This window comes from Leifsonia sp. P73, assembly GCF_051059105.1.
Classification (GTDB): Bacteria; Actinomycetota; Actinomycetes; order Actinomycetales; family Microbacteriaceae; genus Leifsonia.
Genome location: NZ_CP194931.1, coordinates 1,963,393 through 1,988,875 on the forward strand (window position 1 = coordinate 1,963,393; position 25,483 = coordinate 1,988,875).

Sequence of the window (25,483 nt, forward strand, 5' to 3'; positions counted from 1 at the left end):
CGCATTCGCGACATTCGTCACGAATGTCGCGGCGTCAGGCGGCGGCGCGGCGGGCGTTGCCGGCGAAGAGGCGCGCGGCGACGAGGTTCCAGAGCCCCGCGAACAGCAGCACTCCGGCGACGCCGTTGAGCACGCCGCCGATCACGTCGGTCCCGTAGTGGACGCCGACGTACAGCCGCGACCACATCACGATGGCGACGAAGACCGCGCCGACCACGATGACGATCGTGCGGGCGAGCGCTCCGCGGCACACCATCGCGAGCGCCGTCACCAGCGCGGCGGCGAACACGACGTGCCCGCTCGGATAGCTGAGCGTCGCCGGGTTCACGTGCAGCAGGTGGGTCAGCCCGGCGGTCGTCGGGCGCGGCTGGGCGACGACGGTCTTCACGACCAGCGTGGTGAGCCAGCCGAGGCCGGTGACGACGACGGCGCCGAGGGCGAGCCTCCAGCCCTTCACGAACAGCAGGATCACGAAGGTGATCACGAGGATGACCGCGACGATCGTCGGCCTGTCGAGCTGGTCCAGCAGCAGGGCGAGCTTGTCGAGGAGGGGCGAGTTCACCTTGTTGACCGCGGCGTCGAGCGAGTCGAAGCGCAGTGCCACGATCCACTTGGCGGCGAAGCCGAGCGCGAAGGTCAGGACGAACAGGACGACGGTCCAGACGATCCAGTGTCGGGGGATGCGGAGCTGGGCAGGCTTCACGAGACGGGGTCTCCTTTCGGGCGGACGTCTCAGTCAAGCACTGTTCGGCTCAGCAAGCTCTAAGAGAGCACGGAGAAACGTTGCGCGTCTCTCAGGCCGCGTTCCTGGAGACGCTCGCCGGGCGCGTGTTGACGACCTCCACACGGGAGTCGACGAACGTGTGCGCGCTCTCGCTGATGTGGTACTGCGTGTGCGACAGGCGCGCGTCGTGCGAGCGCACCAGATCGCGCGCGGCCGCGCGGCGGGAGCGGACGCCCACCAGCGCGACCCCCGCGCAGATCATCACGGCCACTGCGACCGCGATCGCCACCGCGTCCGCGAGCAGCAGCCAGCCGGCCGGGAGGTGCGCCCCGGCCGCGAAGGCCGCGGCGACGGCGACCGCCGCCAGCAGTGAGCCGGAGACCAGGATGGTGCGGCGGGCGGCCGCCCAGGGGCTCGATGCGAGCAGCGCGGAGGCCGCGGCGATCTCCTTCTCCTGCTGGCGGCGGCGTTCCTTGGCCCAGTGCAGGTCGCGTTCGTGGCGGCGTGCGAGCCGTTGCGCGTCGTCGTGGGCGCGGTCGTACGAGGTGTGCTGGTTCACAGACGTGTCCTTCGGGTAGACGTGACTGTCCCGGGTGGGAGGGCGCGCGGGCGCGGGCGCGGAGGCGCCGTGGGATGCGGAGGGCGCCGGGGCGCCCGGGGCTCAGTGGGTCGGCGTGCTGACGACGGTCGGCGTGCTGGAGGTCGCCGGGAAGGACGACACCGAGCCGAGAGTCGGCGCCGGGCCGAACGCAGGGGCGGAGACGACGGGTGCGGGAACGGGCGCGGGCGGCGGCGTCAGCGCGACGACCGGGGCGAGCGCGGGGGTCGAGGGCGTGGCCGGGGCTGCCGGGGAGGCAGGGGCGGCGTCGGCGTCGGCGGCGCGGCGGCCGCTCGGGCTGGGCAGCGACTCGGGAGCGCGCAGGCCGATGTCGGCGAGGGTGCTCTCGGTCCAGCCGGCCCGCTGGGCGAGCTGCCAGCCGGCGATGTACTCGGCGATGGCGGTGTCGAGGTCGTTCAGCCGCTTGGCGAGGTCGCGGACCGCGTCGAGGCGGGCGGTGATCTCGGACTCGAGGAGCACGTGAGCGCGCTCCGCGGCCTTTTCGGGGTCAACAGTGGTACCGAATGTCGGGTTCATGGTACGTCCTTCAGCTTGCGTCGGGTCGGTGCGAAAGGCTGTAGCTGTGACGCTTCGGTGCGTCATCGCCGAGCATAGCCAGAAAGACCGTTCTGTGGGTCATTTGGAGGACACGAATCTGTCCCCCAAATCGGGCGACACGGAGACGGCGTGTCGCGCGTCTCAGGGGCGCAGCAGCACCTTGCCGACGCGGCCGGAGCGGCTGGCGACCTCCACGGCCTCCCGTACCTGGTCGAACCCGAACACGGCCTCCACCGGCAGCGTGATCGCCCCCGTCGCCGCCGCGCGGATCAGTTCGCCGAAGAGCTCGGCGCGCTTGCCGGGCTCCATCGAGGAGCTCACCTTGCTGCCCCAGAAGCCCTTGACCAGGACCTGCCGGAAGATCAGGTCGCCGGACGACAGCCGCATCGGCTCGCCCGCGGTGGAGCCGAACGACACGAGCGTGCCGCCGTCGGAGACGAGGGCGAGCAGGTCGCCGCTCGCCTCACCGCCGACCGAGTCGACCGCGACCGCGATCGGCGCGCCGTCCGCGAGGGCGTGGACCCGGTCGCGCCAGCCGTCCGCGCCGGTCACGACCAGGTTCGGGATGCCCTGCGCCGCCAGCGCGTCGGCGTCGCGCTGCCGGCGCACCAGCCCGATGACCTTCTCGTCGCGGGTCGCCGCGAACTGCGCGAGCAGCCGCCCGACCGCGCCGTTCGCCGCGTTCTGCAGGATGACCTCCCCGGCTTCACGTCGAGGTAGTCGAGCAGGCTGAGCGCGCTGAACGGCATGGCGACGAGCTGGGAGGCGTCCTCGTCGCTCAGTCCGTCCGGCACCGGGACGAGCGCCCCGGCCGACGCGACGAAGGCCTCCGCCCAGACGCCGAAGGTGCCGCCGGTGACGACGCGCTGCCCGACGGTGAGCGCCGTGACGCCCTCGCCGACCGCGTCCACGACGCCGACCGCCTCCGTCCCCGAACCGGCCGGGAGGGCGGGCTTGAAGCCGTACGTGCCGCGGATGGTCCACAGGTCGTGGTTGTGGATGGGCGAGAGGACGGTGCGCACGCGCACCTGTCCCGCCCCCGGTTCGGGGAGCGGCCGCTCCTCCACCTTGAGGACCCGTGCCGGGTCGCCGAACTCGTCCTGGACGATCGCGCGCATGGGGTCCATGCTAGGCGGCTCGCGGTCCGCCCCGCCAGGAGCGATCCGGTCGGGCTATACTGACCGGGAACGTTCCCGGCTGTGCACGGGAGCGCCATCGACCGAAGGAGCCGACATGGACGATCCCGCGCTGATCCTCGGGCTCGCCGTCCGCGTCCTGGTCGCGATCGCGCTCGGCGCGGCCATCGGGCTGGAGCGGCAGTGGCGACTCCGGACGGCCGGGATCCGCACCAACGCCCTCGTCGCCGCGGGTGCCGCGCTGTTCGTCATCGTCGGCTCCGTGGGCCTGACCGGCCCGGACGCCGACCCGACCCGCGTGGCGGCGCAGGTGGTCTCGGGCATCGGCTTCCTCGGCGCCGGCGTGATCCTCCGCGACGGCTTCAACATCCGCGGGCTGACCACCGCCGCGACGCTCTGGTGCGCCGCCGCAGTCGGCTCGCTCGCCGGCGCGGGCAGCCTGCTCATGGCCGTGGTCGGCGCGGCCGGCATCGTCGGGACGAACATCCTGCTGCGTCCGGTCAGCTCCTTCGTCAACCGCCGCACCCGGCGCTGGGCCGAGGATCCGGGGGACGCCGAGGACGCCGAGCAGCTCGGCGACTTCACGCTGGAGGCCGAGACGACCGAGAAGAGCGAGTCCCGCGTGCGGGCGCTCGTCCTCCACGCCGTCGACCGGCCCGACCTCGTCCTGCACTCGGTGGACAGCGCCCCAGGCCCGCACTCGCACGTGACGGTCATCGCCCGGGTCAGCTCGGCCGATCCCGGGGTGCCCGGCGTCCTCGAACGCGCGGTGCAGCGGCTCAGCCTCGATCCGAAGGTGGTCGGCAGCCGCTGGTGGCCGACCGAGTCGGAGGACTAGAGCGTGCTCAGCGCACGGCGGCGACCGTCCCGCCCGGCACGAGCTCCCCGCGCATCAGGAGCTGGCCCGGCTCGCCCGCGCCCTCCTCGATCGCGTCGATCATCAGCTCCACCGCGGCCCGGCCGATGTCCTCGATGGGCTGGCGGAAGGTCGTCAACTCCAGCAGGGAGGTCGTGAGCGGGCCGATCCCGTCGAACCCGGTCACCGAGAGCCGGCCGGGCACCTCGACACCCGCCGCCCGGCAGTACTCCATGACGGCGACCTGCGTGCGGTCGTTCGGACACATGATCGCGGTGAGGTCCGGGAGGCCGACGAGGTCCGGCAGCACGTCCCGCACGTCGGCGTTGGTGGCGACCTCCCGCACGATCACGGTCGCGCCGGCGTCGCGGAGCCGGGCGATCATGGCCACCCCGCGCAGGTGCTGGCTGTACGAGTAGGCGCCGTCCACGAGGATGACCGCGACCGTGCGGTGGCCGAGACCCAGGAGGTGGTCGGCGAGCCGTTCGCCGCCGTCGCGATCGTCGACGCAGACGCTGGAGAGCGCGGTCTCGCGGCGGCCGGCGGCGACCACCGGGAGGCGGTCCACGAACGGCAGCACCTGCTCGGACGGGAATCGTGCGGAGCAGACCAGGAGGCCGTCGACCTGCAGCGAGATCAGCGTCCGCAGCGCCGTGAGCGCGTTGTCGAGGGTCAGGTCGCCCGGGTTGGTCGCGGTGACGACGGCGTAGCCGAGCTCGGTCGCGCGGGTCTGCATGGCCACGTGCAAGTAGCCCGCGAACGGGTCGGTCACATCGTGCAGGACGACTCCGAGGGTCCTGGTGCGCTCCGAGACGAGGCCGCGCGCCATCGCGTTGGCGACGTAGCCCAGCTGGTCGGCCGCCTCGATGACACGCTGCCGCACGCTCTCGCTCACCTCGCCCTGGCCGAGCAGGGCACGGGAGACCGCGGACTTGGAGACGCCCGCCGCCTTCGCCACGTCGATGATCGTGGGTGGTCTGGTGCGCTCGCGTGGCACATGGGCTCCCTGGGCGGCGAGGAGGGACGGGATAGGCGCCAGCCTATTCGCCGAGCGCCGCCTCCCGCACGCTCGCCGCGAGGTCGGGATGGTCGGCGAAGACCGCGGCGACCCCGCTGCGCATGACCGGCTCGAACAGACGCCGCCAGTCGCCGGGCGCCCCAGGCGCCGAGCCGAGGCGGGCGGACGGGGGCAGGAACTCGTTCTCGGGGCGCAGCGTCCAGCAATACGTCTGCAGCCCTGCCGCCGCGGCCCGGTCCGCGATGTCGGTCGTGGCCAGCGCGCCCTCCCCGGTCGTCCGGAGCATCCGGGACAGGTCGACGCTGACCCCGGTGAGCCCGGCGCCGGCCAGCTGCACGAGGCCCGCGTCGGTCACGTCCTCGTCGTAGGTGCTCGCCGCCGACCCGGACCGGGCCACCCGGTCGGCCGGAGCGCCGTGCGCCTCCACGAGGTAGACCAGGTCGGCGTCGAGGCCGTGCGCGGCGAGCGAGAGCAGGACGTCCTGCTCGAAGCTCTCGACGGCCAGCGGCGCGCCCCGGTCCCAGCCGGCCGCGGCCAGCTCGGCCAGGAACAGCTCGTCCAGCGGCAGCCCGAGCGACTCGAAGTAGGTGGCGTGCTTGAGCTCGGCGACGATCCCGAGCGCGCGGCCGTACCGTTCGGACGCGGCCGAGACCACGCCGAGCAGGTCGCCCAGGCGCAGGATGCCGTGGCGTCCGTCGAACGTGGCGCTGAGCGGCCGGAGCGCGTCCAGCCGTTCCACGCAGCGCAGCGTGGCGAGCTGCCGCCACGTGAAGTCCTCGGTGAACCAGCCGTCGAGCACGGCGCCTTCGATCTCCTTCGTGGTGCGCAGCGCGGCGAACTCCGGCCGGGAGGCGACGTCGGTGGTGGTCGAGATCTCGGCGTCGTGGCGGAGGACGAGGACGCCGTCGCGGGTGGCGACGATGTCCGGCTCCACGGCGTCCGCGCCGAGGGCGAAGGCCAGGTCGTAGGCGGCGGTCGTGTGCTCGGGCCGGTAGCCGCTGGCGCCGCGGTGGCCGATGATCGCGGGGATCGGTCCACCCGGCGGCGCAATGCGGGGACGCGCGATCGACGCCGGAGTTCCACTCGCCTCGGCCTGCATCCACACACTCCCTGATCGCACGATGTGTTCACCCAGGCGTTACCCTGCGTCACCGGGAACGTTCCCGAATGCTCTGTAGGTTAGCAAACACCACCAGGGTCGCGCCGACGGCCTCCGCGTTGCGGAGCCTCGTCCGCTCTGGTACTTTCCATCGAACCGGGAACGTTCCCGTAATGATGCGGGCAGGAGTGAGATGACACAGACGACAGCACCGGGGCGCCGCACCAGCAGCGGCATCCGGGCCGGCATCGGCCCGTGGATGCTGCTCCCCGCGGCGGCGCTCATCGCCGTCTTCCTCTACGGCCCGCTGGTCACCGGCGTGCGGCTCAGCCTGTTCGGCACCGACCTGTTCGGCGACCCGACCCGCTTCGTCGGGCTCCAGAACTACGCGAGGCTCCTCGGCCAGCCGTCGTTCTGGCAGGTCGTCGGCACCACGATCCTGATCGCCGGCCTGTCGATGACCATGTCCGTCGGCGTCGCGCTCTCCGCGGTCATCCTGCTGCGCAAGTGGATCCCGGGCCGCGGCGTCTTCCGCGTGGTCTTCTCGCTCCCGTTCGCGTTCTCCGCGGCGTCCGCGTCGGCGATCTTCTCGGGGATGTTCGCCCCGGCGGCCGGCGTGGTCAACCAGATCCTCGCGCACGTCGGGATCGGCGCGGTCCCCTGGCTGCAGCAACCGGGCTGGGCCATCTTCACCATCGCCCTGACCACGGCCTGGTACGAGCTCGGCTTCGCCTTCCTGGTCCTCGCCGCCGCCATGCGCACCCTCCCGCCGGAGGTCATCGAGGCCGCAGAGCTCGACGGAGCCTCCGGGATGCGGTTCGTGCGCTCGATGCTCATCCCGCTGCTCAGCCCGAGCCTGTTCTTCCTGCTCGTCACCCAGACCATCTCCGGTCTGCAGACGTTCACCCAGGTGCGCATCCTCACGGGTGGCGGCCCCGCGGGCGGCACCACGACGCTCGTCTACCAGCTCTACATGTACGCATTCGGCCAGGGCACGCCCGACTACGGCCGGGCCTCCGTGGTCGCCGTCATCCTCGTGCTGATCGTCGCGCTGATCACCTGGCTCCAGTTCCGCTTCATCAACAGGAGGGTCACCGCATGAGCGCCACCGGCTCCGTCACCCGCACCGCACGAACGCGGCTGCGCACCGCCGGCCTCCCGCGTCCGCGCCGCCCGCGCCTGCGCGCCGCCGACCTCCCGCGCCTGCTCGTCCTGCTCGTGCTCGCCGTGCTGATCGCGTTCCCGGTCTACCTGACGTTCGTGAGCGGCTTCTTCCGCACCGGCTCGTTCGTCCGCAGCGGGCTCTTCCCGCCGCTCAGCGACTTCACGCTGGACAACTTCGCCGCGGCCCTCACCGCGATCCCGCTCGGGCAGCAGTACCTGACCAGCATCGTCGTGATGGTGCTGCAGACGCTGGGGCAGCTCGTCACCTCCGCTCTCGCGGCCTACGCGCTGGTGTTCCCGAAGTGGCGGGGACGCGGGATCGCCTTCGCGCTCGTGATCGCGACGCTCGCCATCCCCGGCGAGAGCCTGGTGGTGCCGAACTACCAGCTCGTCAGCAGCCTGGGCCTGCGGGACACTGTGTTCGGCATCATCATCCCGTACCTCGCGTTCGGCTACCCGATCTTCCTGCTCCGCCAGGCGTTCGCCTCGCTGCCGCGGGAGATCTGGGAGGCCAGCAGGCTGGACGGCTGCGGCGACCTCCGCACGCTGCTCCTGGTCGTCCTGCCCGCCTGCCGCAGCCAGGTCACCACCGCGATCATGTGGAGTGCGCTGTTCGCCTGGAACGGCTTCTTCTGGCCGCTGCTCATCACCGACAGCCCGGTCAACCGCACCGTGCAGGTCGGGCTCTCCCAGCTCGTGTCCTCGGAGTCCACGGCGCCGGCGGCCATCTTCGCCGGCACCGCGCTCGTGCTCCTGCCGACCGTCATCCTCGTCATCGTCAGCCAGAGGTTCCTCCTCTCCGGCATGTCGCGTGGCGTCCTCCGCTGAACCCACCACCCCCAGAGAAAGTGAAGGCACCGCAATGAAGAGATCCGTCACCCTGGGAGCCGCCGCGCTCCTCCTGCTCTCGCTGGCCGGATGCAGCGCCGGCGCCGACGCGCCCGCCACGCCGTCGGCCTCCGGCGCGCCCGGCCCGTCCGCCCTGGCGAACGCCAAGGGCGTCACCGAGATCAGCTTCTGGCACGGCCTCGGCGGCATCAACGCCCAGGCCCTCCAGTCGCTCATCGACGAGTTCAACACCGAGAACGCCGGCAAGATCAAGGTCGACACCAGTGCGCAGGGCTCCTACGCCGACCTCCTGGCCAAGTACACGGCGTCGCTGCGCGACAAGTCGACCCCGACCGTCACCCTCAGCAACGACATCTCCTCCGGCTTCCTCTACGACGTCAAGCGCAGCGTCTCCCCGAGGCGATGGCCGCGGCCAACCCGGGCGACCTGAAACTCACTCAGCTCGCGCCCGCCGGCAAGCGCTACTACAGCGTGGACGGCAAGCTGGCCGCCGTCCCGATGAACATGTCCACCCCGCTGCTGTTCGTCAACACCGAGCTGCTGCAGAAGGCCGGCGTGGAGACCTCCTCGCTGAAGACGCTCGACGGCCTCGCCGCCGCCGCGACGAAGATCAAGGACGCGACCGGCGTCCCCGGCATCGCGGAGGCGTTCGACGACTGGTGGTTCGAGCAGCTCACCGCCACCAGCGGCAACCTGTACTGCACGCCGGAGAACGGGCGCGGGACGAAGAGCGCGGACAAGGTCAGCTTCCAGCAGCCGTCGCAGGTGAAGGCGTTCAGCACGATGGCCGGCATCTACAAGGCGGGCGCAGGACTCGACGTCGGCACGGACAACAACAACGCCGTCACCGCGTTCGCGGCCGGCAAGACCGCGATGATGTTCAACTCGTCCGCCGTCGCCGCCTCGGTCGCGAACAGCACCTCGTTCCCGTACGTCGCCCTGCCGTTCCCGCTGTCCGCGCCCACCTCGAAGGCGGGCACCGTCGTCGGCGGCTCGGCCATGTGGCTGAGCAACCAGGCCAGCCCGGCGCAGCAGGTCGCCGGCTGGAAGCTGATCTCGTTCCTCGCCTCCCCGGCCTCGCAGGCGAAGTTCAGCGAGGCGACGGGCTACGTCCCCGCCAACACCGCACTGGAGGACTCGGCCGCCCGCAAGGACTACCTGGCCTCCCACCCGGTCGCCCAGGTCGCGATCGACGAGGTCAAGAACGTCTCCGACGTCCCGGCCAGCCACGGCTGCTTCACCGGAGCCTTCAGCGCCATCCGCGCCGCGATGATCCCGCAGATGCAGGCCGCGTTCTCGGGCTCGAAGAGCATGGAGCAGGCGCTCACCGACGCGACGACGGCGGCGAATCAGGCGATCTCCGACTACAAGACGCAGCTCGCGGGGGACTGACGGGGCAGTGCGTTGACGGGGGGTGGGGCGTGGCTCGAATGGGCCGCGCTCCACCTCCTCTCAATAAACATCTTACATTTACATTTCTATACCTACATGCTAGGTCTGTGACAGTTGTAACCACTGTGGTAATGGATCGTGAGGGCGCGGACCGGTGAGGGTGGTGGAGTTTTCTGCTGATGCGTGGCAGGCGTCAGCGCCGGGGCTGCAGGCAGGGCTTGCTGACCGGATGGAGGCGGTGAGCCAACTCGCGGAGGGGTTGGAGCAGCTGGCGGCGTCGGGGAACATCACCGGTCACGGCGCTGATGCGATGCGGGCGTACATCCGCGAGGTGCATATCCCGATCCTGCAGTGCCTGCTGATCGGGCTGACGACGTTCCAGACCGCGGTCGGCGTGTATTGGAACGGGTACGCCCAGGTGGATACGGGCGGGAACTTCCGGCTCGTGAAAGACGAGTACGACACCCATCTCACCCAGCTGGAGTCCGGGATAGGGCAGTTGCGTGGTTTCGCCGCCCGGTTGCGGCAGATCACCGCGGACGCCTCGCACCTTGTCTCCCTGGATGGCGCCGGAGCGAAAGCTGCCGAGCAGACCGCGGACGATCTGGAGGGGATGCATTCGATCGCGAAGGGGCAGAAGGAGACCTGGGAAGCATACGAGGCATCCGACCCCGGGTTCGGGCAGGTGCAGGACCTGATCGCCCAGCTGCACAGCATCATGAGCAACGTCGGCACCCTCACGGTCGGACGCGGCCGCAACTATCAGGCGGGAAGTTTCACCCTCACGCTGCAGCAACTCGGTGAGCTCACCACGGGGATGCTGGAGTACTGCCAGGACAACCAGAAGGCCGCGGCCACCGGCTGGAAGACCCTTCTCACCCAATACGCGGAAGATGTCGACACCGCCAAGCGGGAGCAGGCCGGCTGGGACTTGCTTTGGGACGGGTTGCAAATCCTTGCCGGCGCGGTCATCACCGCCATCGGCGCCGGCCTGACACCGTTCACCGCCGGGTTCTCCCTCGGCCTGACCGTGCTCGGCGGCTCGCTCGTGATCGGAGGGGTCAACAGCGCCATCAACCACGCCACCATCGCCACCACCGGCAACGAGTTGAACCTGATCGGGATGGCCGCCGAAAACGTCAGCCACTGGTACGACGCGAACATCGCCACACCCGCCGCCGACTCAGGGGTCGCGGGGTTCCAGTTCCTCGCCGGTGCCGGCGCAGCACTGGGCGACCTCGTCGCCGGCGGCCTGCAAGTGAATGTCAAAGAGATCGGCGAGGGCATCTACACACTCGCCACCGACCAGAGCGCACGTTCCGAACTCTGGAACCAACTCACCACCACCGTCGGAAGGGTCATCAACGGCGACGCCTACGCCACAGGCTACGCAACCACCACCATCGCCAGCATGCTCATCCCCGCCGCCGCCGCCGCCAAGTTCACCAAACCCGGCACCCTGCTGACCGGGGCCGGGAAACTCCCCGGGGCGAGTACAGCGGTAAAGATCACCACCGCGAACACTGCGACCAGCGCGCTCGACTGGATCAAAGACCGGGTTGGCGCAGGCAGCCCGACACTCGCGAGGGACTTCACCCCGACGGTGAAATCCGCCGACAACGTCATCCCAATGGCCGCAACCGAGGCGCTGAGCGCCATCCGAGGCGTGTCGGTAGCCGGCGATAAAGTCCTCATCAACGGCATCGAGAAGATGACCATCGCCGAATGGGACGCCGTCCGCTCCGCGAGCATGCACAACACCTCTTCACCAGAAGTCACCCTCGGCAAATGGGAAGGCTCGGGGAGCAAGAACAGCTACACCAACCAGGCCATCAAGTCAGGCAATCAATACTTCGACCTCGGCGAGAACTGGCCAACGATCCGTGCACAAAACGGACTCAGCGAGGAGGACATGTTCAACCTCTTCAACCGCCCCTTCCTCGACGACATCATTCGTGATGGCAAAGCCGTGAACTTCACGCATGATCCTGTAGGGGATCTGGGCGCATTGGGCGATGAGCTGAACTACCTCAAGAAGAATGGGTATGTCTTTGACCCGGAAGCGATGATCGCAAGAAAGAAATGGTGAAGATATGAGTTCGATTGACTTCCAAAGGCTACCGAGACTGATACACGAGCACTACGGAAGCAAGGTCGATGTTGTATCAGCAAACGATGCGACCGGTGAGGTCGCATTCGTCCTGTACGAGTCGTTCCTGTTCAAGTGTGGGATTGACCCGCGACATGGACGTTTTGGACTGGTCATGCTGCTGGATGGGATTGCAGTCCGGACCTTCTTTGGAAAGCGCGTCACCATGGAGAACGACGAAGCATCAATCCGCGCCAGTCTGAATGACATCGAACGTTTTTGCCGTTTGCGACTTCCGGACGCGTTCCTCGGTGAATTCGACGCGGCGACCAGAAATAGCGAAGTGACGAAGATCGACTGATCGCATGGGTCGACCAGCTCGCCCGGGCACATACGCTTGAAGCCGCGGACGCGGAACCGTGGGGATTTCTCTGGTGGTTCGCCCTCACTCCCGAAGGTGAGAGAGTCGCAGAAGCGAGTCTCGCTCCCTGAGCGATCCGCCGGGGGCGCCTCGCTTGACCGAGACGCCTAAGCGCCGGCCGCCGCCCCCGCGAACGCCCGCTCCAGCAGCCCGTCGTACTCCCGCTTCGCGTCGTCGTGCACGCGCGCGCCGTCCGCGGTGATGCCGACGAACAAGGCCCGCCGGTCGTAGTCGCAGGTGCTGCGCTCGACCAGTCCGGCCTTGACCAGGCGGTCCACGATCCGGGAGAGCGCGCTCTGGGTCATCGGGGTGAGGTCGACCAGGTTGCGCATGGTGCACGACTCGTTCGCGTAGCCGGCGACGAGGTCGAGCACCTCGTACTCGCTGAGGCCGAGCTGGTGGCTCTGCTGGAGGGTGCGCTCGAGTTCCGCGGCGGTGTTCAAGTAGAGGCCCTGCAGCTCGCGCCAGCGGGCCGAGACGTCGACCGGTTCGTTCACGGAGGCAATGATACGCTCGGTTTCTTGCGAACTACATGAATGTGCATACTTTGCTGACACAATCTATTCCGTGTCATAGACTTGCGCTCGTGCTGAACTCCGACACCGCCTCCCGCCCCGCCGTCCGGCCCACGTCGCCCTCGGGGTCCGCCGCCTCCTTCCACTGGAGCCGGGCCCGTTGGCTGCTGCTCTTCGCCACCTGCATCGTCATCGCCCTCGACGGCCTCGACGTCTCGATGGTGGGCGTCGCCCTCCCCTCGATCGGCAAGGAGCTCGGCCTCCAGCCGGGCGCCCTGCAGTGGATCGTGTCGGGCTACGTGCTCGGCTACGGCAGCCTCCTGCTGCTCGGCGGGCGCCTGGCCGACCTCCTCGGCCGCCGCACGGTGCTGCTCGTCGCGCTGAGCGTGTTCACCGTCGCCTCCCTCGCCGGCGGCCTCTCGATGGACGCGGGCCTCCTGATCGCCAGCCGGTTCGTCAAGGGCGTCGCGGCCGCCTTCACCGCGCCCGCCGCGTTCTCGCTGATCACGACCAACTTCGAGGAGGGGCCGCAGCGCAACAAGGCCATCTCGATCTTCACGACGTTCGCGGCGAGCGGCTTCTCGCTCGGCCTGATCATGAGCGGCCTGATGACGTCGCTGAGCTGGCGCTGGACCTTCCTCTTCTCCGTCCCGCTCGCCGTCCTCGCGCTGGTGCTCGGCTTCCTCTTCGTCCCCAAGGACGCCCGCGAGAAGGGCGCAGGTCACGACGTGGTCGGCGCGATCCTGCTGGCGGCCGGGATGCTGCTCCTCGTCTACACGGTGGTCTCCGCTCCCGGCGCCGGCTGGGGGTCGCTGCCGACCGTGCTCGGCTTCGTCATCGCCGGGGCGCTGCTCGCCGCGTTCGTGATCCTGGAGCTGCGGGTGCGGCATCCGCTCATCCGGTTCGGGATCTTCCGGGTCGCGTCGGTGCTGCGGGCCAACCTCACCGCGATCACCCTGTTCGGCTCGTACGTGTCGTTCCAGTTCGTGCTCACGCTCTACCTGCAGGACGTCCTCGGCTGGTCGCCGCTCGGCATGGCGCTCGCGCTGCTGCCGACCGGCCTGGTGGTGGTCGCGAGCGCGCCGTTCACCGACCGCCTGATCGACCGGTTCGGGCCGACCGTGCTGATCATCGTCGGCCTGGGTTCGCTCTCCGCCGGCTACCTGCTGTTCCTCCGGCTGGGCACCGCCCCGGTCTACTGGCTGGACGTGCTGCCGCCGGTCGTGCTGCTCGGCGTCGGCTTCGGGATCGGCTTCCCGTCGATCCAGGTTCAGGCGACGACGGGCGTCCACGACGACGAGCAGGGCCTCGCGGCCGGACTAGTGCAGACCAGCGCCCAGGTCGGCGGCGCGCTCGCGCTGGCGGTCACGACCGCGCTGATCGCGGGAGGCTCTGCGCCGGCGACGGGAGGGCAGGCCGGCCTGGCCGAGCAGCTCGCGCACTACCGGCCCGGGCTCTACCTGAGCGCGGGGCTCGCGCTCGCCGGCCTCCTCATCGCTGCGCTCCCGCGGCGCCGCCGCCCCCAGCCCTGACCCCGAGAACTCCCACACGCACAAACTCCACACACGAGGGGCACGTCGTTGTCGCTTTCGGCCCTCCGAAACGACAACGACGTGCCCTTCGATGGTGGTCAGGGCTGGTCGACGGGGCCGGAGAGCGCCGGCGGCGCGACCCGGAACAGCCGCGTCCGCCACAGCAGGTAGCCCAGCCCGAGCGCGACCCACACCCCGCCGACGACCATCGCGCTCGGCTCCAGGCTGAACCACAGCGCGACGTTGACCGCCACGCCCAGGGCCGGCAGCACGACGAACCCGAGCGCCTGCCGCCAGCCGCGCCGCTTCACGAACCGCACGTAGGTGAAGATCACCGACAGGTTGACGAAGATGAACGCCACGAACGCGCCGAAGTTGATGAGGGAGGCCGCGCGGCTGAGGTCGAGGAACACCGCCGAGCACGCGAGCGCAGCGATGAGCAGCACGTTGCCGGCCGGGACGCCCGCCTTGTTGAGCCGCCCGAAGAACCGTCCCGGCAGCGCGCCGTCGCGGCCCATCGCGAACAGGAGGCGCGCCGCGCTCATCTGCTGCGTGATCCCGCAGCCCAGCACGGCCACCATGTAGCCGCCGATGAACAGAGCCTGGAACGCCGCGCCGCCGATGTACTTCGCGATCTCCGGCGATGCGCCCACGATGTTCCCGACCGTCGACACGTCCGGGAACAGCACCTGCATCACGTAGGTGACGCTCACGAAGAACAGCCCGGCGACCCCGACGATGATCAGGATGGCGCGCGGGATGTCCCGCCGCGGGTGCTCGGCCTCCTCGGCGAGCGTGCTGACGGCGTCGAAGCCGAGGAACGACAGCGCCAGGATCGCAGCACCCGACGCGATGGCGCCCGCGTCGATCCCCGGCGAGAAGAACGGCGCGACCGAGAAGTGGGCGCCGTTCGCGCCCTCCACGATGTTCTTGATCGTGAGCCCGACGAAGGCGACGGCGACCACTACCTGGATGACGACCAGGATCACGTTGACCTTCGCCGCGATCCGCACACCGATCAGGTTCAGCGCGGTGCAGACGACGATGGTGGAGAGGATCCACACCCACGACGGCACCTCCGGGAACGCCGCCGTCATGTAGATGGCGGAGAGCAGCGCGTTGATCATCGGCAGCAGGAGGTAGTCGAGCGTCGCCGCCCAGCCGACCAGGAACCCGAGGTGCGGGTTGATCGCCTCCCGGGTGTACGTGTACGCCGAGCCGGCGCGGGGGTAGAAGCGGACCATCTTGGCGTAGCTGAGCGCGGTGATGAGCACGGCGACGAGCACCAGGAGGTACGACAGCGGGACGTGCCCATGGGTGAGGTCGGCGACGATCCCGAAGGTGTCGAAGACCGCGAGCGGCGCCATGTAGGCCAGGCCGAGGAAGACGATGTGGCGGAGGGTGAGGCTGCGGCGAAGGCCGGCGGCCTGGAGGTCGTCGGCGGTCTCGGCGGAGCGGGCGGGGGAGATGGCGGGGTCGAGCTGGGACATCGGGTGGATCCTTTCGCTGCGATGGGAGAGGAACGGGATGAAGCGTGAAGGGCCTAGTGCCCCGCCGCCGAGCAGTGCGCGAGCGCCCCGAACTGCTCAGGAGCCGGTGCGTCCCGGTCGACGTCGTGCACGACCTCGCCCCCGACGACCGTCAGCGCCGCCCGCTGGTCGAGCAGCGCGGCCGGGTCGCCCTCGTGCTCGTAGAGGTCGGCCGACCACGCGACGACGTCGGCGCGCGCCCCCACGCGCAGGACGCCGAGGTCGCCCTCGGCGTGCCACGCCCACGCCCCCTCGCGGGTGTAGCCGCGGATCGCGTCGTCCAGGCCGATCCGCTCGGCGGGCGTCCAGGCGTCGCGGCCGTCGAGCCCCGCGCGGGTGAGGGCCGAGTAGAACCCCACGAGCGGGTCCATCTCCCCCACCTGCCAGTCGCTGGACAGCGCCACGTGCGCGCCCGACTCCATGAGGGAGCGCAGCCGCCAGGCGCGGTCCCAGCGCTGCTCGCCGACGTTCTCCATCCAGGTGCCCGCGACGAGGTCGGGCGAGCAGTGCCGCGGCTGCATCGCGGCCGTCACGCCGAGCGCGGCGAAGCGGGGGAGGTCGTCCGGGTGCAGGCACTCGACGTGCACGATCCCGTGCCGGCGGTCGCGCGTGCCGTTGGTCCGCGTTGCGGCCTCGATCGCGTCGAGGGCGAGGCGGATGCCGCCGTCCCCGGTCGCGTGCGTGTGGGTCTGGAAGCCGAGCCGGTCGAGCTCGGTGACGATGCGGGTCAGCTCTCCGACCGGGGCGGACGGGTGGCCGCGGTGGCCGGGGCGGTTCGCGTAGTCGTCGAGCATCCACGCGGTGTGCGGCTCGATCACGTCGTCGGCGTAGAGCTTCACCGGGCCGAAGCGCAGCCGCTCGTCGGTCGTCCCGTCGTCCACGGCCTCCCGCAGCTCGCGGCGGAACGCGGCGTCCGCGTCGATCGGGTGGAACAGCGCCGCGATCACCCGCGAACTGAGCAGCCCGCGCTCGCGCGCCCGGTCGAGGAGGCCGACCTCCGCAAGCGGGACCTGCGGTTCGACCACGGTCGTGATCCCGGACGCGGTGGCGAGCGCGAGGCTGCCGAGCAGGCGGCGGTAGCGGCGCTCGGGCGAGTACAGCGGGATGTCGCGCTGCAGGCCGGCGAGCCCCGCGGTCGTCATGGCGCTCGTGTAGAAGTCGGTCACCCAGCCGGTCGGCCTGCCGTCGTCGTCCCGCTCCGGACGGCCCCAGGGGATGTCGCCGCCGCCCGCGATGCCGAGCGCGCGCAAGGCCGCGTCGTTGAGCCAGACCGAGTGCTGGTCGTAGGTGGTGACGAACACCGGGCGGTCGGTGAGCCCCGCCAGGTCGGCGGCGTTCGGTCGGCGGCCCGGCACGATCGAGTAGACGGCGTTCTCGGCGCAGATCCAGTCGAGGTCGGGACGGCGCTCGGCGAGCTCGCGGATGCGGCGGCGCACCTCGTCGAGCGTCTCGGCGCCCTCCAGGCTCACCGCGTCGGGATCGAAGCCGAGCAGGAGGTGGTTGTGGCTGTCGATGATGCCGGGCGTGACGAGGGCGCCGCCCAGCTCGCGGGTCTCGCGGGCGGCGGGAGCCTCGGCAGCCGGCCCGACGTAGCTGATCCGGCCGTCCGTCACGCCGACGGCCTCGGCCCACGGCTGCGCGTCGTCGAAGGTCCTGACCCGGGCTCCGGTGAGGAGGAGGTCGGCGGTCTGAAGTGCGGTCACGGCGGTCCCATCGACGGTGAGGAGAATTCTTTGACACTTGCGTCAAAGAATTCCCCGAGTGTGCCACGCCTCCGCGAAAGGTGTCAAGCGGGCCGGGCCGCCGCGCGCCGGTAGGGTCGACTCATGGCCCGCCCGAAGAAGCAGGATGAGCGCCGCGCCGACCTCATCGAGGCGGCGCTCAGCGCGGTCGGCGAGCGCGGCCTCCGCTCGCTCTCGCTGGCCGACGTGGCGGCGAAGGCGGGACTCACGCGCGGCGCGATCCTGTACTACTACGAGGACCTCGACCAGCTGCTGGTGGAGGCCCACCGCGCGGGCCTGGAACGATTCTGCGACCACCGGGACGCCGTGGTCGCCGGCATCCCCGAGCCGCAGCTGCAGCTCGCCGCCGCCATCCGGGAGGGCCTGCCGAGCGGCCCGGACGACGCCCTGATGCGCCTGCTCTACGAGTTCGACGTGCTCGCCGGCACCTCCGCGCTGCACGACGAGCTGGTCGAGCGGATGTACCTCCGGCAGCTCGCGACCTACACCGGCATCCTCGAGCGCGGAGCAGCGGCGGGAGTCTTCGCGCCGGCGCTCCCCGTCGAGACGCTGGCCATGAACCTGGTCGCCCTGGAGGACGCCTACGGCCTCCACATCGTCGCGGGCAACAGCCTGATCACGGTCGCAAGCGCCGAGACCGCCCTGCGCGCCGCTGCCGCCGCCTTCGGCGCCCCCACCACCCTCCACCCGCCGAGGGGCACGTAAACGCCCCTAAAACCGCGTTTTAGGGGCGTTTACGCGCCCTTCGGCGACAGGGTGATGGGGTCACGCCGGTGGCGCCGTGCTCGCGCGCCGGATGAGCCGCGTCGGGAGGCGGATGTGGGTCGGGTCCGGCTCCTCCCCGGCCATCAGCGCCACCACCAGCTCGGCCGCCGCGGCCCCCAGCCGCCCCATCGGCTGCCGGATCGTCGTCAGCGGGGTGGAGAACCGCGACGCCTCCGGGATGTCGTCGAAGCCGACCACCGACAGGTCGCGCGGCACCTCCAGACCGAGCTCGTGCGCCACCTCGATGACCACGATCGCGGAGAGGTCGTTGGCGGCGAAGATCGCGCTGGGCCGCTCGGGCGCGGCGAGCAGGCGGCGGGCGGCCTCCCGTGCGCTCTCCTGCTCGTAGTTGCCGACGCCCACGATCGACGGGTCGAACGGGATGCCGGCCTCCGTCAGCGCGCGCCGGTAGCCCGCGTCGCGCGCGGCCGACGAGCGCAGGTCGGCGCGGCCGGCGACGAAGCCGATGCGGCGGTGGCCCAGCCCGATGAGGAAGTCCACGGCGCTCCGCGCTCCACCGAAGCTGTCCGACTCCACCGTCGGGAGGTCGGCGCGGCCGGTGTGCGGGTCGACGGCGACGATCGGGACGTCCGCGTTCACGTTGACCACGGTCGGCGTCACCATGATGACGCCGTCGATGAGGGTGCCGCTCAGCCGGCTGAGCGAGCGCCGCTCCCAGCCTTCCGAGGCGCCGTGCCGCGAGCCGCTGTAGGCGAGGAGGTCGTACCCGGAGTCCGACAGGGCCGCGCCGACGCCCTTAAGCACCTCCGCGCTGAACGGCTCGAAGTCGGCCACCAGCACGCCGATCACGCCGGTCTGCCGCGAGCGCATGCTCGACGCGACGAGGCTCGACTCGTAGCCGAGCTCCTCCACGACCTGGAGGACGCGCTCGGCGGTGTGGGACGCGACGCCGTAGCGGCCGTTGACGGCTTTGGACACCGTCGCCGCAGACACTCCGGCGGCTTCTGCCACATCATTGATGGTTGGACGACGTCCCATGACCGAGCAGCATAGCAATCCCGAAAAGGATTTCGAAAAGGATTTCGAAAACGTTTGACACTTCTTCCGAGGCCTTGCGACACTGACGTGGTCCGGTCAGCCTCCCGGACCCGACGAGTTCGAGATCCGGCCACAGGTGAGAGGCTTCGCCCCGGTCGACACCACAACGAACTCATGTCACGGGCATCGACGGAACCGTGGATGCCGCTCAACGAAGAGAACAGGTTGGAATCACATGAAAGCCAAGAAGCTCCTCATGGGAGCAGCTGTCCTGGCAGCCGGCACGATCGCCCTGAGCGCGTGCAGCGGAACGTCGGACAGCTCGAACAGCAGCAGCAAAGTCAGCATGACGCTGTGGCAGAACTCCACCACGGGCCCCGGCCAGCAGTACTGGAAGGACGCGATCGCGGCCTTCGAGAAGGCCAACCCGAACGTCACCATCAAGATGCAGTCGATCCAGAACGAGGACCTCGACGGCAAGCTGCAGACGGCGCTCAACTCCGGTGACGCGCCCGACATCTTCCTGCAGCGCGGCGGCGGCAAGATGGCCGCGATGGTGCAGGCGGGCCAGGTCATGGACCTCACCGACAAGATCTCCTCCGACACCAAGAAGGTCATCTCCTCTGGCTCTTTCAAGGCCGAGACCTACCAGAATAAGGTCTACGCCATGCCGCTCTCGGTCCTCCCGGGCGGCCTGTTCTACAGCCAGGACCTCTTCAAGGCGGCAGGGATCACCGAAGCTCCCAAGACCATCGACGACCTCAGCGCCGACGTCCAGAAGCTGAAGGCCACGGGCGTCTCCCCGATCGCCCTCGGCGCCAAGGACGCCTGGCCGGCCGCGCACTGGTTCTACTGGTTCGCGCTCCGCGAGTGCTCCGGCTCCACCATGGAGAAGACGGCCGACTCGAAGAGCTTCAGCGACTCCTGCTGGACCAAGGCCGCTGAGGACCTGCAGAACTTCGCCGGCCAGAAGCCGTTCAACGACGGCTTCCTGACCACCTCGGCCCAGCAGGGCGCCGGCTCCTCCGCCGGCCTGGTCGCGAACCACAAGGCCGCGATGGAGCTCATGGGCGCGTGGGACCCGGGCGTGATCGCCTCCCTCACCCCCGACCAGAAGCCCCTGGCCGACCTCGGCTTCTACCCGTTCCCCGAGCTCTCCAGCGCGGGCAAGGGTGAGCCCGGCTCGATCATGGGTGGCGTCGACGGCTACTCCTGCTCGGTGAAGGCACCGAAGCAGTGCGCCGACTTCCTCAACTTCATCGCGTCGACCCCGCAGCAGATCGCCTACTACAAGGCGTTCAACTCGCCGCCGGTCAACACCGACGCGCAGAAGGAGGTCACCGAGCCCTACCTGAAGGACGTCCTCGCCGCCTACAACAAGGCCCCGTACGTCTCGCAGTGGCTCGACACGGTCCTCGGCCAGAACATCGGCAACGCGCTGAACGTGGCAGTGGTCGACATGCTGGCGGGCAAGACCGACGCCAAGGGCATGATCCAGGCCGCGAACGACGCCGCCAAGAAGGGCTGAGAGGCCTCACCGTGAGCAACACCCGCGAGTCAACCTCGACCGAGCACGTGTCGACGGCGGATCTCGCGCAGCACGACGGGAGCGGCGCAGCCGCGTCGCTCCCGTCGCAGCCGCGCCGCCGCCGCGGCGCGGGCTGGGCCCTCCGTGCCGAGATCGCCCTCCTGGCCGGCCCCGCCGTCATCGTCTTCCTGGCCTTCGTGATCTTCCCGGTCGTGATGGCCGCCTACTACGGCTTCTTCCGCTGGGCGGGCTACGGACCGCCCACCGACTTCGTCGGCCTCCAGAACTACGTCGTCATCCTGACCGACCCCGCGTTCCTGGCGGCCCTCGGGCACAACGCCTTCATCGTGGTCGCGTCCATCGTCATCCAGGGCCCGATCGCCATCCTGCTCGCCCTCCTCCTCAACAGGAAGATGAAGGGCCAGTCGATCATCCGCGTGCTGATCTTCGTGCCGTACGTGATCTCCGAGGTCGTGGTCGGCACCGGCTGGAGCCTGATGCTCGCCACCAACGGCGCGCTCAACGGCTTCCTGCACAACGTCGGCCTCGGCTCCTGGGCGCACGACTGGCTGTCCGACCCGAACATCGCCATCTGGACCCTGATGGGCATCCTGACCTGGAAGTACGTCGGCTTCGCCGTCATCCTCTTCCTCGCCGGCCTGCAGGGCATCCCCGAGGAGCTCTACGAGGCGGCCGCGCTCGACGGCGCGTCGTTCTGGCAGATCCAGCGCAGGATCACCCTCCCGCTGCTCGGCCCGACGCTGCGGATCTGGGCGTTCCTCTCGATCATCGGCGCCCTCCAGCTCTTCGACCTCGTCTACATCATCTGGGGCCAGTACGTGGCGTCCACCGCCGGCACCTCGACGATGGCGACGTACATGGTCGCCAACGGCCGCAACGCCGGCAACTACGGCTACGGCAACGCGGTGGCCGTCGTGATCTTCCTCATCTCCATGATCGTCGCCCTGATCTACCAGCGCTTCGTCCTCCGCCGCGACACCGCAGGCGCCGTGACCACCGCGAAGAAGTCGGGTCGCACGAAGGGCCGCCGTGGCGCGGCCGCGACAGAAAGGACGGCATGATGACCGCCCTCACCGTCTCCTCCCGCTCCTCGCGCCGCGCGGCGCGGAAGAGCCTGCCCTGGGGCTCCCCCGCGGTCTACTTCATCGCGCTGATCGTGATCGCGCTGATGATCGTGCCGATCGCGTACATCATCATCGGCGGCTTCCGCACCAACTCCCAGATCACGGTCGACCCCGCGGGCTTCCCGAACCCCTGGAACCCGGCGAACTACCTGGAGGTGCTCACCGGCGGCGTCTTCTGGGGCCAGGTGCTCAACTCGACGGTCACCGCCCTGGTGACGACGGTCGGCGCCGTCGGGCTCGGGCTGATGGCCAGCTACGTGCTCGCGCGCTACCCGTTCCGCGGGAGCGGCGCCCTCTACGCGCTGTTCGCTGCCGGCCTGATGTTCCCGATCACCGTCGCGATCACGCCGCTCTACATCGTCGTGCGCAACCTCGGCCTGATGAACTCGCTCGCGGGCGTCATCATCCCGCAGATCGCGTTCGCCCTGCCGACGACGATCATCATCCTGGTGCCGTTCCTGCGGGCGATCCCCGACGAGATCCAGGAGGCCGCCTTCATCGACGGCTGCAGCCGGATCGGCTTCTTCTTCCGGATGGTGCTGAGGCTCTCGCTGCCCGGCGTCATCACCGTCGGCATCCTGGCCTTCATCGGAAGCTGGAACAGCTACCTCCTGCCGCTGTTCATCCTCAACGACCAGGCGACGTTCACCCTGCCGCTCGGCGTGCAGGCGTTCTCGTCGCAGTACGCGACGGACACCTCCAAGGTGCTCGCCTTCACGTCGCTGTCGATGATCCCCGCGCTGATCTTCTTCAGCCTGTTCGAGCGCCGCATCGTCGGCGGTCTGACCGGTGCGGTCAAGGGCTGAGCCCGTCCTCTCCCGGCGTTCCCGACACGTTCCCGTACGACCCGTATGCAGGAAAGAAGCATGACAACCACTGACAACCTCCCCACCGTCTCCGAGCGTGTGCGCGACCTGCACGCCCGGATGACCCTCGACGAGAAGCTCGCGCAGATCGTCGGCTACTGGGTCGACAAGGGCGACGACAACGTCGCCCCGCTCGACGGGGAGATGACCACCGGACAGAGCTACGACGACGCCACCGCGCAGGGCATCGGCCACCTCACCCGCGTCTACGGCACCCGGCCCGTCGACCCCGTGGAACGCGCCTCCTGGCTGTGGTCGGAGCAGCGCAGGCTGCGCGAGCAGACCCGCCTCGGCATCCCCGCGCTGGTGCACGAGGAGTGCCTGACCGGGCTGGCGGCGTGGAAGGCCGCGACCTTCCCGACGCCGCTCGCCTGGGGCGCGGCGTTCGACCCGGAGCTGGTGCAGGAGATGGGAGCCGCGATCGGAGCCTCGATGCGCGAGCTCGGCATCCACCAGGGCCTCGCGCCGGTGCTCGACGTCATCCGCGACCCGCGCTGGGGCCGGGTGGACGAGTGCATCGCCGAGGACCCGTACGTGGTCGGGACGATCGGCACCGCATATGTGCGCGGCCTCCAGTCGTCCGGCGTGCACGCCACGCTCAAGCACTTCGTCGGCTACTCGGCGTCGCAGGCGGGGCGCAACCACGCCCCGGTGCACGCCGGGACGCGCGAGATCCGGGACGTGCTGCTGCCTCCGTTCGAGATGGCGGTCCGCGACGGCGGCGTGCGCTCGGTGATGAACTCCTACGCGGAGATCGACGGCGTTCCCGTCGCCGCGAACCCGGAGTACCTCACCGGCGTGCTGCGCGACGAGTGGGGCTTCGACGGGACGGTCGTGGCCGACTACTTCGCTGTGGCCTTCCTGCACACCATGCACCGCGTCGCGGCCGACCGTGGCGAGGCGGCCGAGCTGGCCCTCGCCGCCGGCATCGACGTCGAACTGCCGACGGGCGACGCGTTCCTCGCGCCGCTCGCCGAGCGCATCCGCGCCGGGCTCGCCGACGAGGCGCTGGTCGACCGCGCCGTGCTGCGCCTGCTCGCGCAGAAGGAGGAGCTCGGCCTGCTGGACGAGACCTTCGACACGCCGCCGGCCTCCGTCGACCTCGACTCCCCCGAGCACCGCGCGCTCGCGCTGCGGCTGGCCGAGGAGTCGCTGGTGCTGCTGACCAACGACGGCGCCCTCCCGCTGGAGGGCGACCGCGCCGCCGCCCGCATCGCCGTCGTCGGCCCCAACTCCGACGCCGCCGAGGCGCTGATGGGCTGCTACTCGTTCGCCAACCACGTGCTCGCCCACCACCCGGAGGTGCCGCTCGGCTTCGAGCTCCCCTCGGTGCTGGAGGCGCTGCGCGAGGAGTTCCCGGCCGCCGAGCTCGTGCACGCCCGCGGCTGCGACGTGGAGGGCGACGACCGCTCCGGCATCGTCACCGCGGTGAGCGCCGCGGCCGACGCCGACGTGGCCGTGGTCGTCGTCGGCGACCGCGCTGGCCTGTTCGGCCGCGGCACGGTCGGCGAGGGCAACGACGTCGAGAGCCTGGAGCTGCCCGGGGTGCAGCGCGAGCTGGTGGAAGCCGTCGTCCGCACCGGGACGCCGACCGTCGTCATCGTGCTCTCCGGCCGCCCGTATGCGATCGACTGGGCCATCAGCGGACCGGACGCCCCCGCCGCGGTGCTGCAGGCCTTCTTCCCGGGTGAGGAGGGCGGCCGCGCCATCGCCGCGGTGCTGTCCGGCCGCGTCGCCCCCACCGGCCACCTCCCGGTGTCGCTGCCGCGGTCGGCCGGCGCGCAGCCGTTCTCGTACCTGCACCCGCTGCTCGGCGGCCCCTCGGACGTGACCAGCGCCGACAGCACGCCGATCCTCCCGTTCGGCCACGGTCTCAGCTACACGACCTTCGAGCGCACGGGCCTGGAGGCCGACGCGGCCGTGGCCGCCGGCGGCGACTTCGAGGTGCGCGTGACGGTCCGCAACAGCGGCGAGCGCGCGGGCGCCGACCTGGTGCAGCTCTACGCGCGCGACGTGTTCGCGAGCGTCACGCGCCCGGTCGCGCAGCTGCTCGGCTACGCCCGCGTGGCGCTGGAGCCGGGCGAGGAGGCCGAGGTCACCTTCCAGGTGCCCACCGCGCGGCTGGCCTTCACCGGCCGCGACGGCATCCGCATCGTGGAGCCCGGCACTGTCGAGCTCTGGGTCGGCCCCTCCTGCGCCGACCGCGAAACAGAGGCAGCCATCGAGCTCACCGGCCCCGAGCACGCGGTCACCCCGGCGGACGCCCGCCTCGTCCGCACCGCCCTCACCACCCCCGCCCCCGCCCCTCTCCCCTGACCCCCCACCATCAATTCCGGAGTTGTGTACGTTCGCGTGCGGCGTGTCGCGTGCACAACTCCGGAACGGATGGTCGCGCGCGGGAGGGCGCGGGTAGGCTCGGCGCCGGGAGGCCCATCATGTCCAATCTCGTCGTCCATTTCGAAATCCACGCCGTCGAGCCGCAGCGCCTGATGGACTACTACACCGGACTGCTCGGCTGGACCTTCACCCGGTTCGGCGAGATGCCCTACTGGGCGATCGACACCGGCGAGGGGGCCATCGCGATGGGTGCGGCCGGCAACGGGATCAACGGCGGCCTCACCCAGCGGATGGGCCCGGCGCCCGCCCTGGACGCACCGATCTCCGGCGCGAACATCGTGATCGGGATCGACGGCAACGTGGACGAGCTGTACCAACGCGGGCTCGACCTCGGCGGCACGGAGGCGCTGCCTCCCGACGACATGCCCTCGATCGGCCGCGTCGCGTACCTGCGCGACCCCGAGGGCAACGTGTTCGGGATGATCTCGCCGGTGCTCTCCGACGGCACCGACGTCACCTCCTTCATCGCGAGCTGACGCCCGCCGCCGACTCCTTCCGCCGGGCTGCGGGCCGCGGGTAGGGTGCCGAATGTGGGCGGGGCGCGCCCGGGGAAGGAAGCGA

Annotated in this window: 25 protein-coding genes; 14 read left to right on the forward strand and 11 right to left on the reverse strand. The window is 70.2% G+C overall.

Annotated elements, in window-relative coordinates; translation table 11 throughout:
- Nucleotides 1-34 precede the first annotated feature (34 nt).
- The 5 genes from ACQ86L_RS09990 to ACQ86L_RS10010 all read right to left on the reverse strand — a co-directional run bounded on the left by ACQ86L_RS09990 (nucleotide 35) and on the right by ACQ86L_RS10010 (nucleotide 2,998).
- Nucleotides 35-703: a phosphatase PAP2 family protein gene (locus ACQ86L_RS09990; RefSeq protein WP_434318744.1), complete on the reverse strand. Its 669-nt coding sequence runs from the start codon at nucleotides 701-703 to the stop codon at nucleotides 35-37.
- A gap of 91 nt (nucleotides 704-794) precedes the next feature.
- Nucleotides 795-1,283 carry a hypothetical protein gene (locus ACQ86L_RS09995; protein WP_434318745.1) on the reverse strand — a complete coding sequence of 163 codons (489 nt, stop codon included), beginning with the start codon at nucleotides 1,281-1,283 and terminating at the stop codon, nucleotides 795-797.
- Nucleotides 1,284-1,385: 102 nt separating this feature from the next.
- The gene (locus ACQ86L_RS10000) at nucleotides 1,386-1,802 is read right to left on the reverse strand and encodes a hypothetical protein (RefSeq protein ID WP_434318746.1); all 417 of its coding nucleotides are present in this window, start codon (nucleotides 1,800-1,802) and stop codon (nucleotides 1,386-1,388) included.
- Between the two features lie 219 nt (nucleotides 1,803-2,021).
- Nucleotides 2,022-2,489, reverse strand: coding sequence for a zinc-binding dehydrogenase (locus tag ACQ86L_RS10005; RefSeq protein ID WP_434318747.1), 468 nt, complete (start codon nucleotides 2,487-2,489; stop codon nucleotides 2,022-2,024).
- Nucleotides 2,429-2,998: an alcohol dehydrogenase catalytic domain-containing protein gene (locus tag ACQ86L_RS10010; RefSeq protein WP_434318748.1), complete on the reverse strand. Its 570-nt coding sequence runs from the start codon at nucleotides 2,996-2,998 to the stop codon at nucleotides 2,429-2,431. Before ACQ86L_RS10010 ends, ACQ86L_RS10005 begins: the two co-directional genes overlap by 61 nt.
- A gap of 115 nt (nucleotides 2,999-3,113) precedes the next feature.
- Here ACQ86L_RS10010 and ACQ86L_RS10015 point away from each other — a divergent pair, with 115 nt between their 5' ends.
- The gene (locus ACQ86L_RS10015; protein WP_434318749.1) at nucleotides 3,114-3,854 is read left to right on the forward strand and encodes an MgtC/SapB family protein; all 741 of its coding nucleotides are present in this window, start codon (nucleotides 3,114-3,116) and stop codon (nucleotides 3,852-3,854) included.
- 7 nt (nucleotides 3,855-3,861) lie between these two features.
- Here ACQ86L_RS10015 and ACQ86L_RS10020 read toward each other — a convergent pair whose 3' ends face one another.
- Together ACQ86L_RS10020 and ACQ86L_RS10025 are read right to left on the reverse strand one after the other, a co-directional pair.
- The gene (locus tag ACQ86L_RS10020) at nucleotides 3,862-4,869 is read right to left on the reverse strand and encodes a LacI family DNA-binding transcriptional regulator (protein ID WP_434318750.1); all 1,008 of its coding nucleotides are present in this window, start codon (nucleotides 4,867-4,869) and stop codon (nucleotides 3,862-3,864) included.
- A gap of 43 nt (nucleotides 4,870-4,912) precedes the next feature.
- Nucleotides 4,913-5,989 (reverse strand): glycerophosphodiester phosphodiesterase family protein, encoded by a 1,077-nt coding sequence (locus tag ACQ86L_RS10025; protein ID WP_434318751.1) that lies wholly within the window; start codon nucleotides 5,987-5,989, stop codon nucleotides 4,913-4,915.
- A 193-nt stretch (nucleotides 5,990-6,182) separates the two neighbouring features.
- Here ACQ86L_RS10025 and ACQ86L_RS10030 point away from each other — a divergent pair, with 193 nt between their 5' ends.
- The 6 genes from ACQ86L_RS10030 to ACQ86L_RS10055 all read left to right on the forward strand — a co-directional run bounded on the left by ACQ86L_RS10030 (nucleotide 6,183) and on the right by ACQ86L_RS10055 (nucleotide 11,844).
- On the forward strand, nucleotides 6,183-7,091 hold the full coding sequence (locus tag ACQ86L_RS10030) for a carbohydrate ABC transporter permease (RefSeq protein WP_434318752.1): 909 nt from the start codon (nucleotides 6,183-6,185) through the stop codon (nucleotides 7,089-7,091).
- A complete protein-coding gene (locus ACQ86L_RS10035; protein WP_434318753.1) occupies nucleotides 7,088-7,981 on the forward strand; it encodes a carbohydrate ABC transporter permease in 894 nt (297 codons plus the stop codon). The genes ACQ86L_RS10030 and ACQ86L_RS10035 overlap by 4 nt, the downstream gene beginning before the upstream one ends.
- A 34-nt stretch (nucleotides 7,982-8,015) precedes the next feature.
- A complete protein-coding gene (locus tag ACQ86L_RS10040) occupies nucleotides 8,016-8,432 on the forward strand; it encodes a hypothetical protein (protein WP_434318754.1) in 417 nt (138 codons plus the stop codon).
- Nucleotides 8,405-9,394, forward strand: coding sequence for an extracellular solute-binding protein (locus tag ACQ86L_RS10045; RefSeq protein ID WP_434318755.1), 990 nt, complete (start codon nucleotides 8,405-8,407; stop codon nucleotides 9,392-9,394). Before ACQ86L_RS10040 ends, ACQ86L_RS10045 begins: the two co-directional genes overlap by 28 nt.
- Nucleotides 9,395-9,548: 154 nt before the next feature.
- Nucleotides 9,549-11,483 carry a hypothetical protein gene (locus ACQ86L_RS10050; protein WP_434318756.1) on the forward strand — a complete coding sequence of 645 codons (1,935 nt, stop codon included), beginning with the start codon at nucleotides 9,549-9,551 and terminating at the stop codon, nucleotides 11,481-11,483.
- A gap of 4 nt (nucleotides 11,484-11,487) precedes the next feature.
- Complete coding sequence (locus ACQ86L_RS10055) at nucleotides 11,488-11,844, forward strand: hypothetical protein (RefSeq protein WP_434318757.1); 357 nt, start codon at nucleotides 11,488-11,490, stop codon at nucleotides 11,842-11,844.
- A 167-nt stretch (nucleotides 11,845-12,011) separates the two neighbouring features.
- Here ACQ86L_RS10055 and ACQ86L_RS10060 read toward each other — a convergent pair whose 3' ends face one another.
- Nucleotides 12,012-12,401 carry a MarR family winged helix-turn-helix transcriptional regulator gene (locus tag ACQ86L_RS10060; RefSeq protein WP_434318758.1) on the reverse strand — a complete coding sequence of 130 codons (390 nt, stop codon included), beginning with the start codon at nucleotides 12,399-12,401 and terminating at the stop codon, nucleotides 12,012-12,014.
- 89 nt (nucleotides 12,402-12,490) lie between these two features.
- Between ACQ86L_RS10060 and ACQ86L_RS10065 the strand changes: the two genes are divergently transcribed.
- Entirely contained in the window at nucleotides 12,491-13,951 is a 1,461-nt protein-coding gene (locus ACQ86L_RS10065) for an MFS transporter (RefSeq protein ID WP_434318759.1), read from the forward strand.
- 98 nt (nucleotides 13,952-14,049) lie between these two features.
- Here ACQ86L_RS10065 and ACQ86L_RS10070 read toward each other — a convergent pair whose 3' ends face one another.
- Both ACQ86L_RS10070 and ACQ86L_RS10075 read right to left on the reverse strand, forming a co-directional pair.
- Nucleotides 14,050-15,441, reverse strand: coding sequence for an APC family permease (locus ACQ86L_RS10070; protein ID WP_434318760.1), 1,392 nt, complete (start codon nucleotides 15,439-15,441; stop codon nucleotides 14,050-14,052).
- 53 nt (nucleotides 15,442-15,494) lie between these two features.
- The gene (locus ACQ86L_RS10075; protein WP_434318761.1) at nucleotides 15,495-17,183 is read right to left on the reverse strand and encodes an amidohydrolase; all 1,689 of its coding nucleotides are present in this window, start codon (nucleotides 17,181-17,183) and stop codon (nucleotides 15,495-15,497) included.
- A 123-nt stretch (nucleotides 17,184-17,306) separates the two neighbouring features.
- Between ACQ86L_RS10075 and ACQ86L_RS10080 the strand changes: the two genes are divergently transcribed.
- Complete coding sequence (locus ACQ86L_RS10080; protein ID WP_434318762.1) at nucleotides 17,307-17,927, forward strand: TetR/AcrR family transcriptional regulator; 621 nt, start codon at nucleotides 17,307-17,309, stop codon at nucleotides 17,925-17,927.
- 60 nt (nucleotides 17,928-17,987) lie between these two features.
- Here ACQ86L_RS10080 and ACQ86L_RS10085 read toward each other — a convergent pair whose 3' ends face one another.
- Nucleotides 17,988-18,986: a LacI family DNA-binding transcriptional regulator gene (locus tag ACQ86L_RS10085; RefSeq protein WP_434318763.1), complete on the reverse strand. Its 999-nt coding sequence runs from the start codon at nucleotides 18,984-18,986 to the stop codon at nucleotides 17,988-17,990.
- A 235-nt stretch (nucleotides 18,987-19,221) separates the two neighbouring features.
- On the opposite strand from ACQ86L_RS10085, the gene ACQ86L_RS10090 reads away from it, so the two are divergent.
- The 5 genes from ACQ86L_RS10090 (at nucleotide 19,222) to ACQ86L_RS10110 (ending at nucleotide 25,398) form a co-directional block, all read left to right on the forward strand.
- Nucleotides 19,222-20,514, forward strand: coding sequence for an ABC transporter substrate-binding protein (locus ACQ86L_RS10090; RefSeq protein ID WP_434318764.1), 1,293 nt, complete (start codon nucleotides 19,222-19,224; stop codon nucleotides 20,512-20,514).
- Between the two features lie 11 nt (nucleotides 20,515-20,525).
- Complete coding sequence (locus ACQ86L_RS10095) at nucleotides 20,526-21,596, forward strand: carbohydrate ABC transporter permease (RefSeq protein WP_434318765.1); 1,071 nt, start codon at nucleotides 20,526-20,528, stop codon at nucleotides 21,594-21,596.
- Nucleotides 21,596-22,465: a carbohydrate ABC transporter permease gene (locus tag ACQ86L_RS10100; RefSeq protein WP_434318766.1), complete on the forward strand. Its 870-nt coding sequence runs from the start codon at nucleotides 21,596-21,598 to the stop codon at nucleotides 22,463-22,465. The genes ACQ86L_RS10095 and ACQ86L_RS10100 overlap by 1 nt, the downstream gene beginning before the upstream one ends.
- Nucleotides 22,466-22,525: 60 nt before the next feature.
- Entirely contained in the window at nucleotides 22,526-24,841 is a 2,316-nt protein-coding gene (locus ACQ86L_RS10105; protein ID WP_434318767.1) for a beta-glucosidase, read from the forward strand.
- A 119-nt stretch (nucleotides 24,842-24,960) separates the two neighbouring features.
- A complete protein-coding gene (locus tag ACQ86L_RS10110) occupies nucleotides 24,961-25,398 on the forward strand; it encodes a VOC family protein (RefSeq protein WP_434318768.1) in 438 nt (145 codons plus the stop codon).
- The last annotated feature ends 85 nt before the right edge of the window (nucleotides 25,399-25,483 follow it).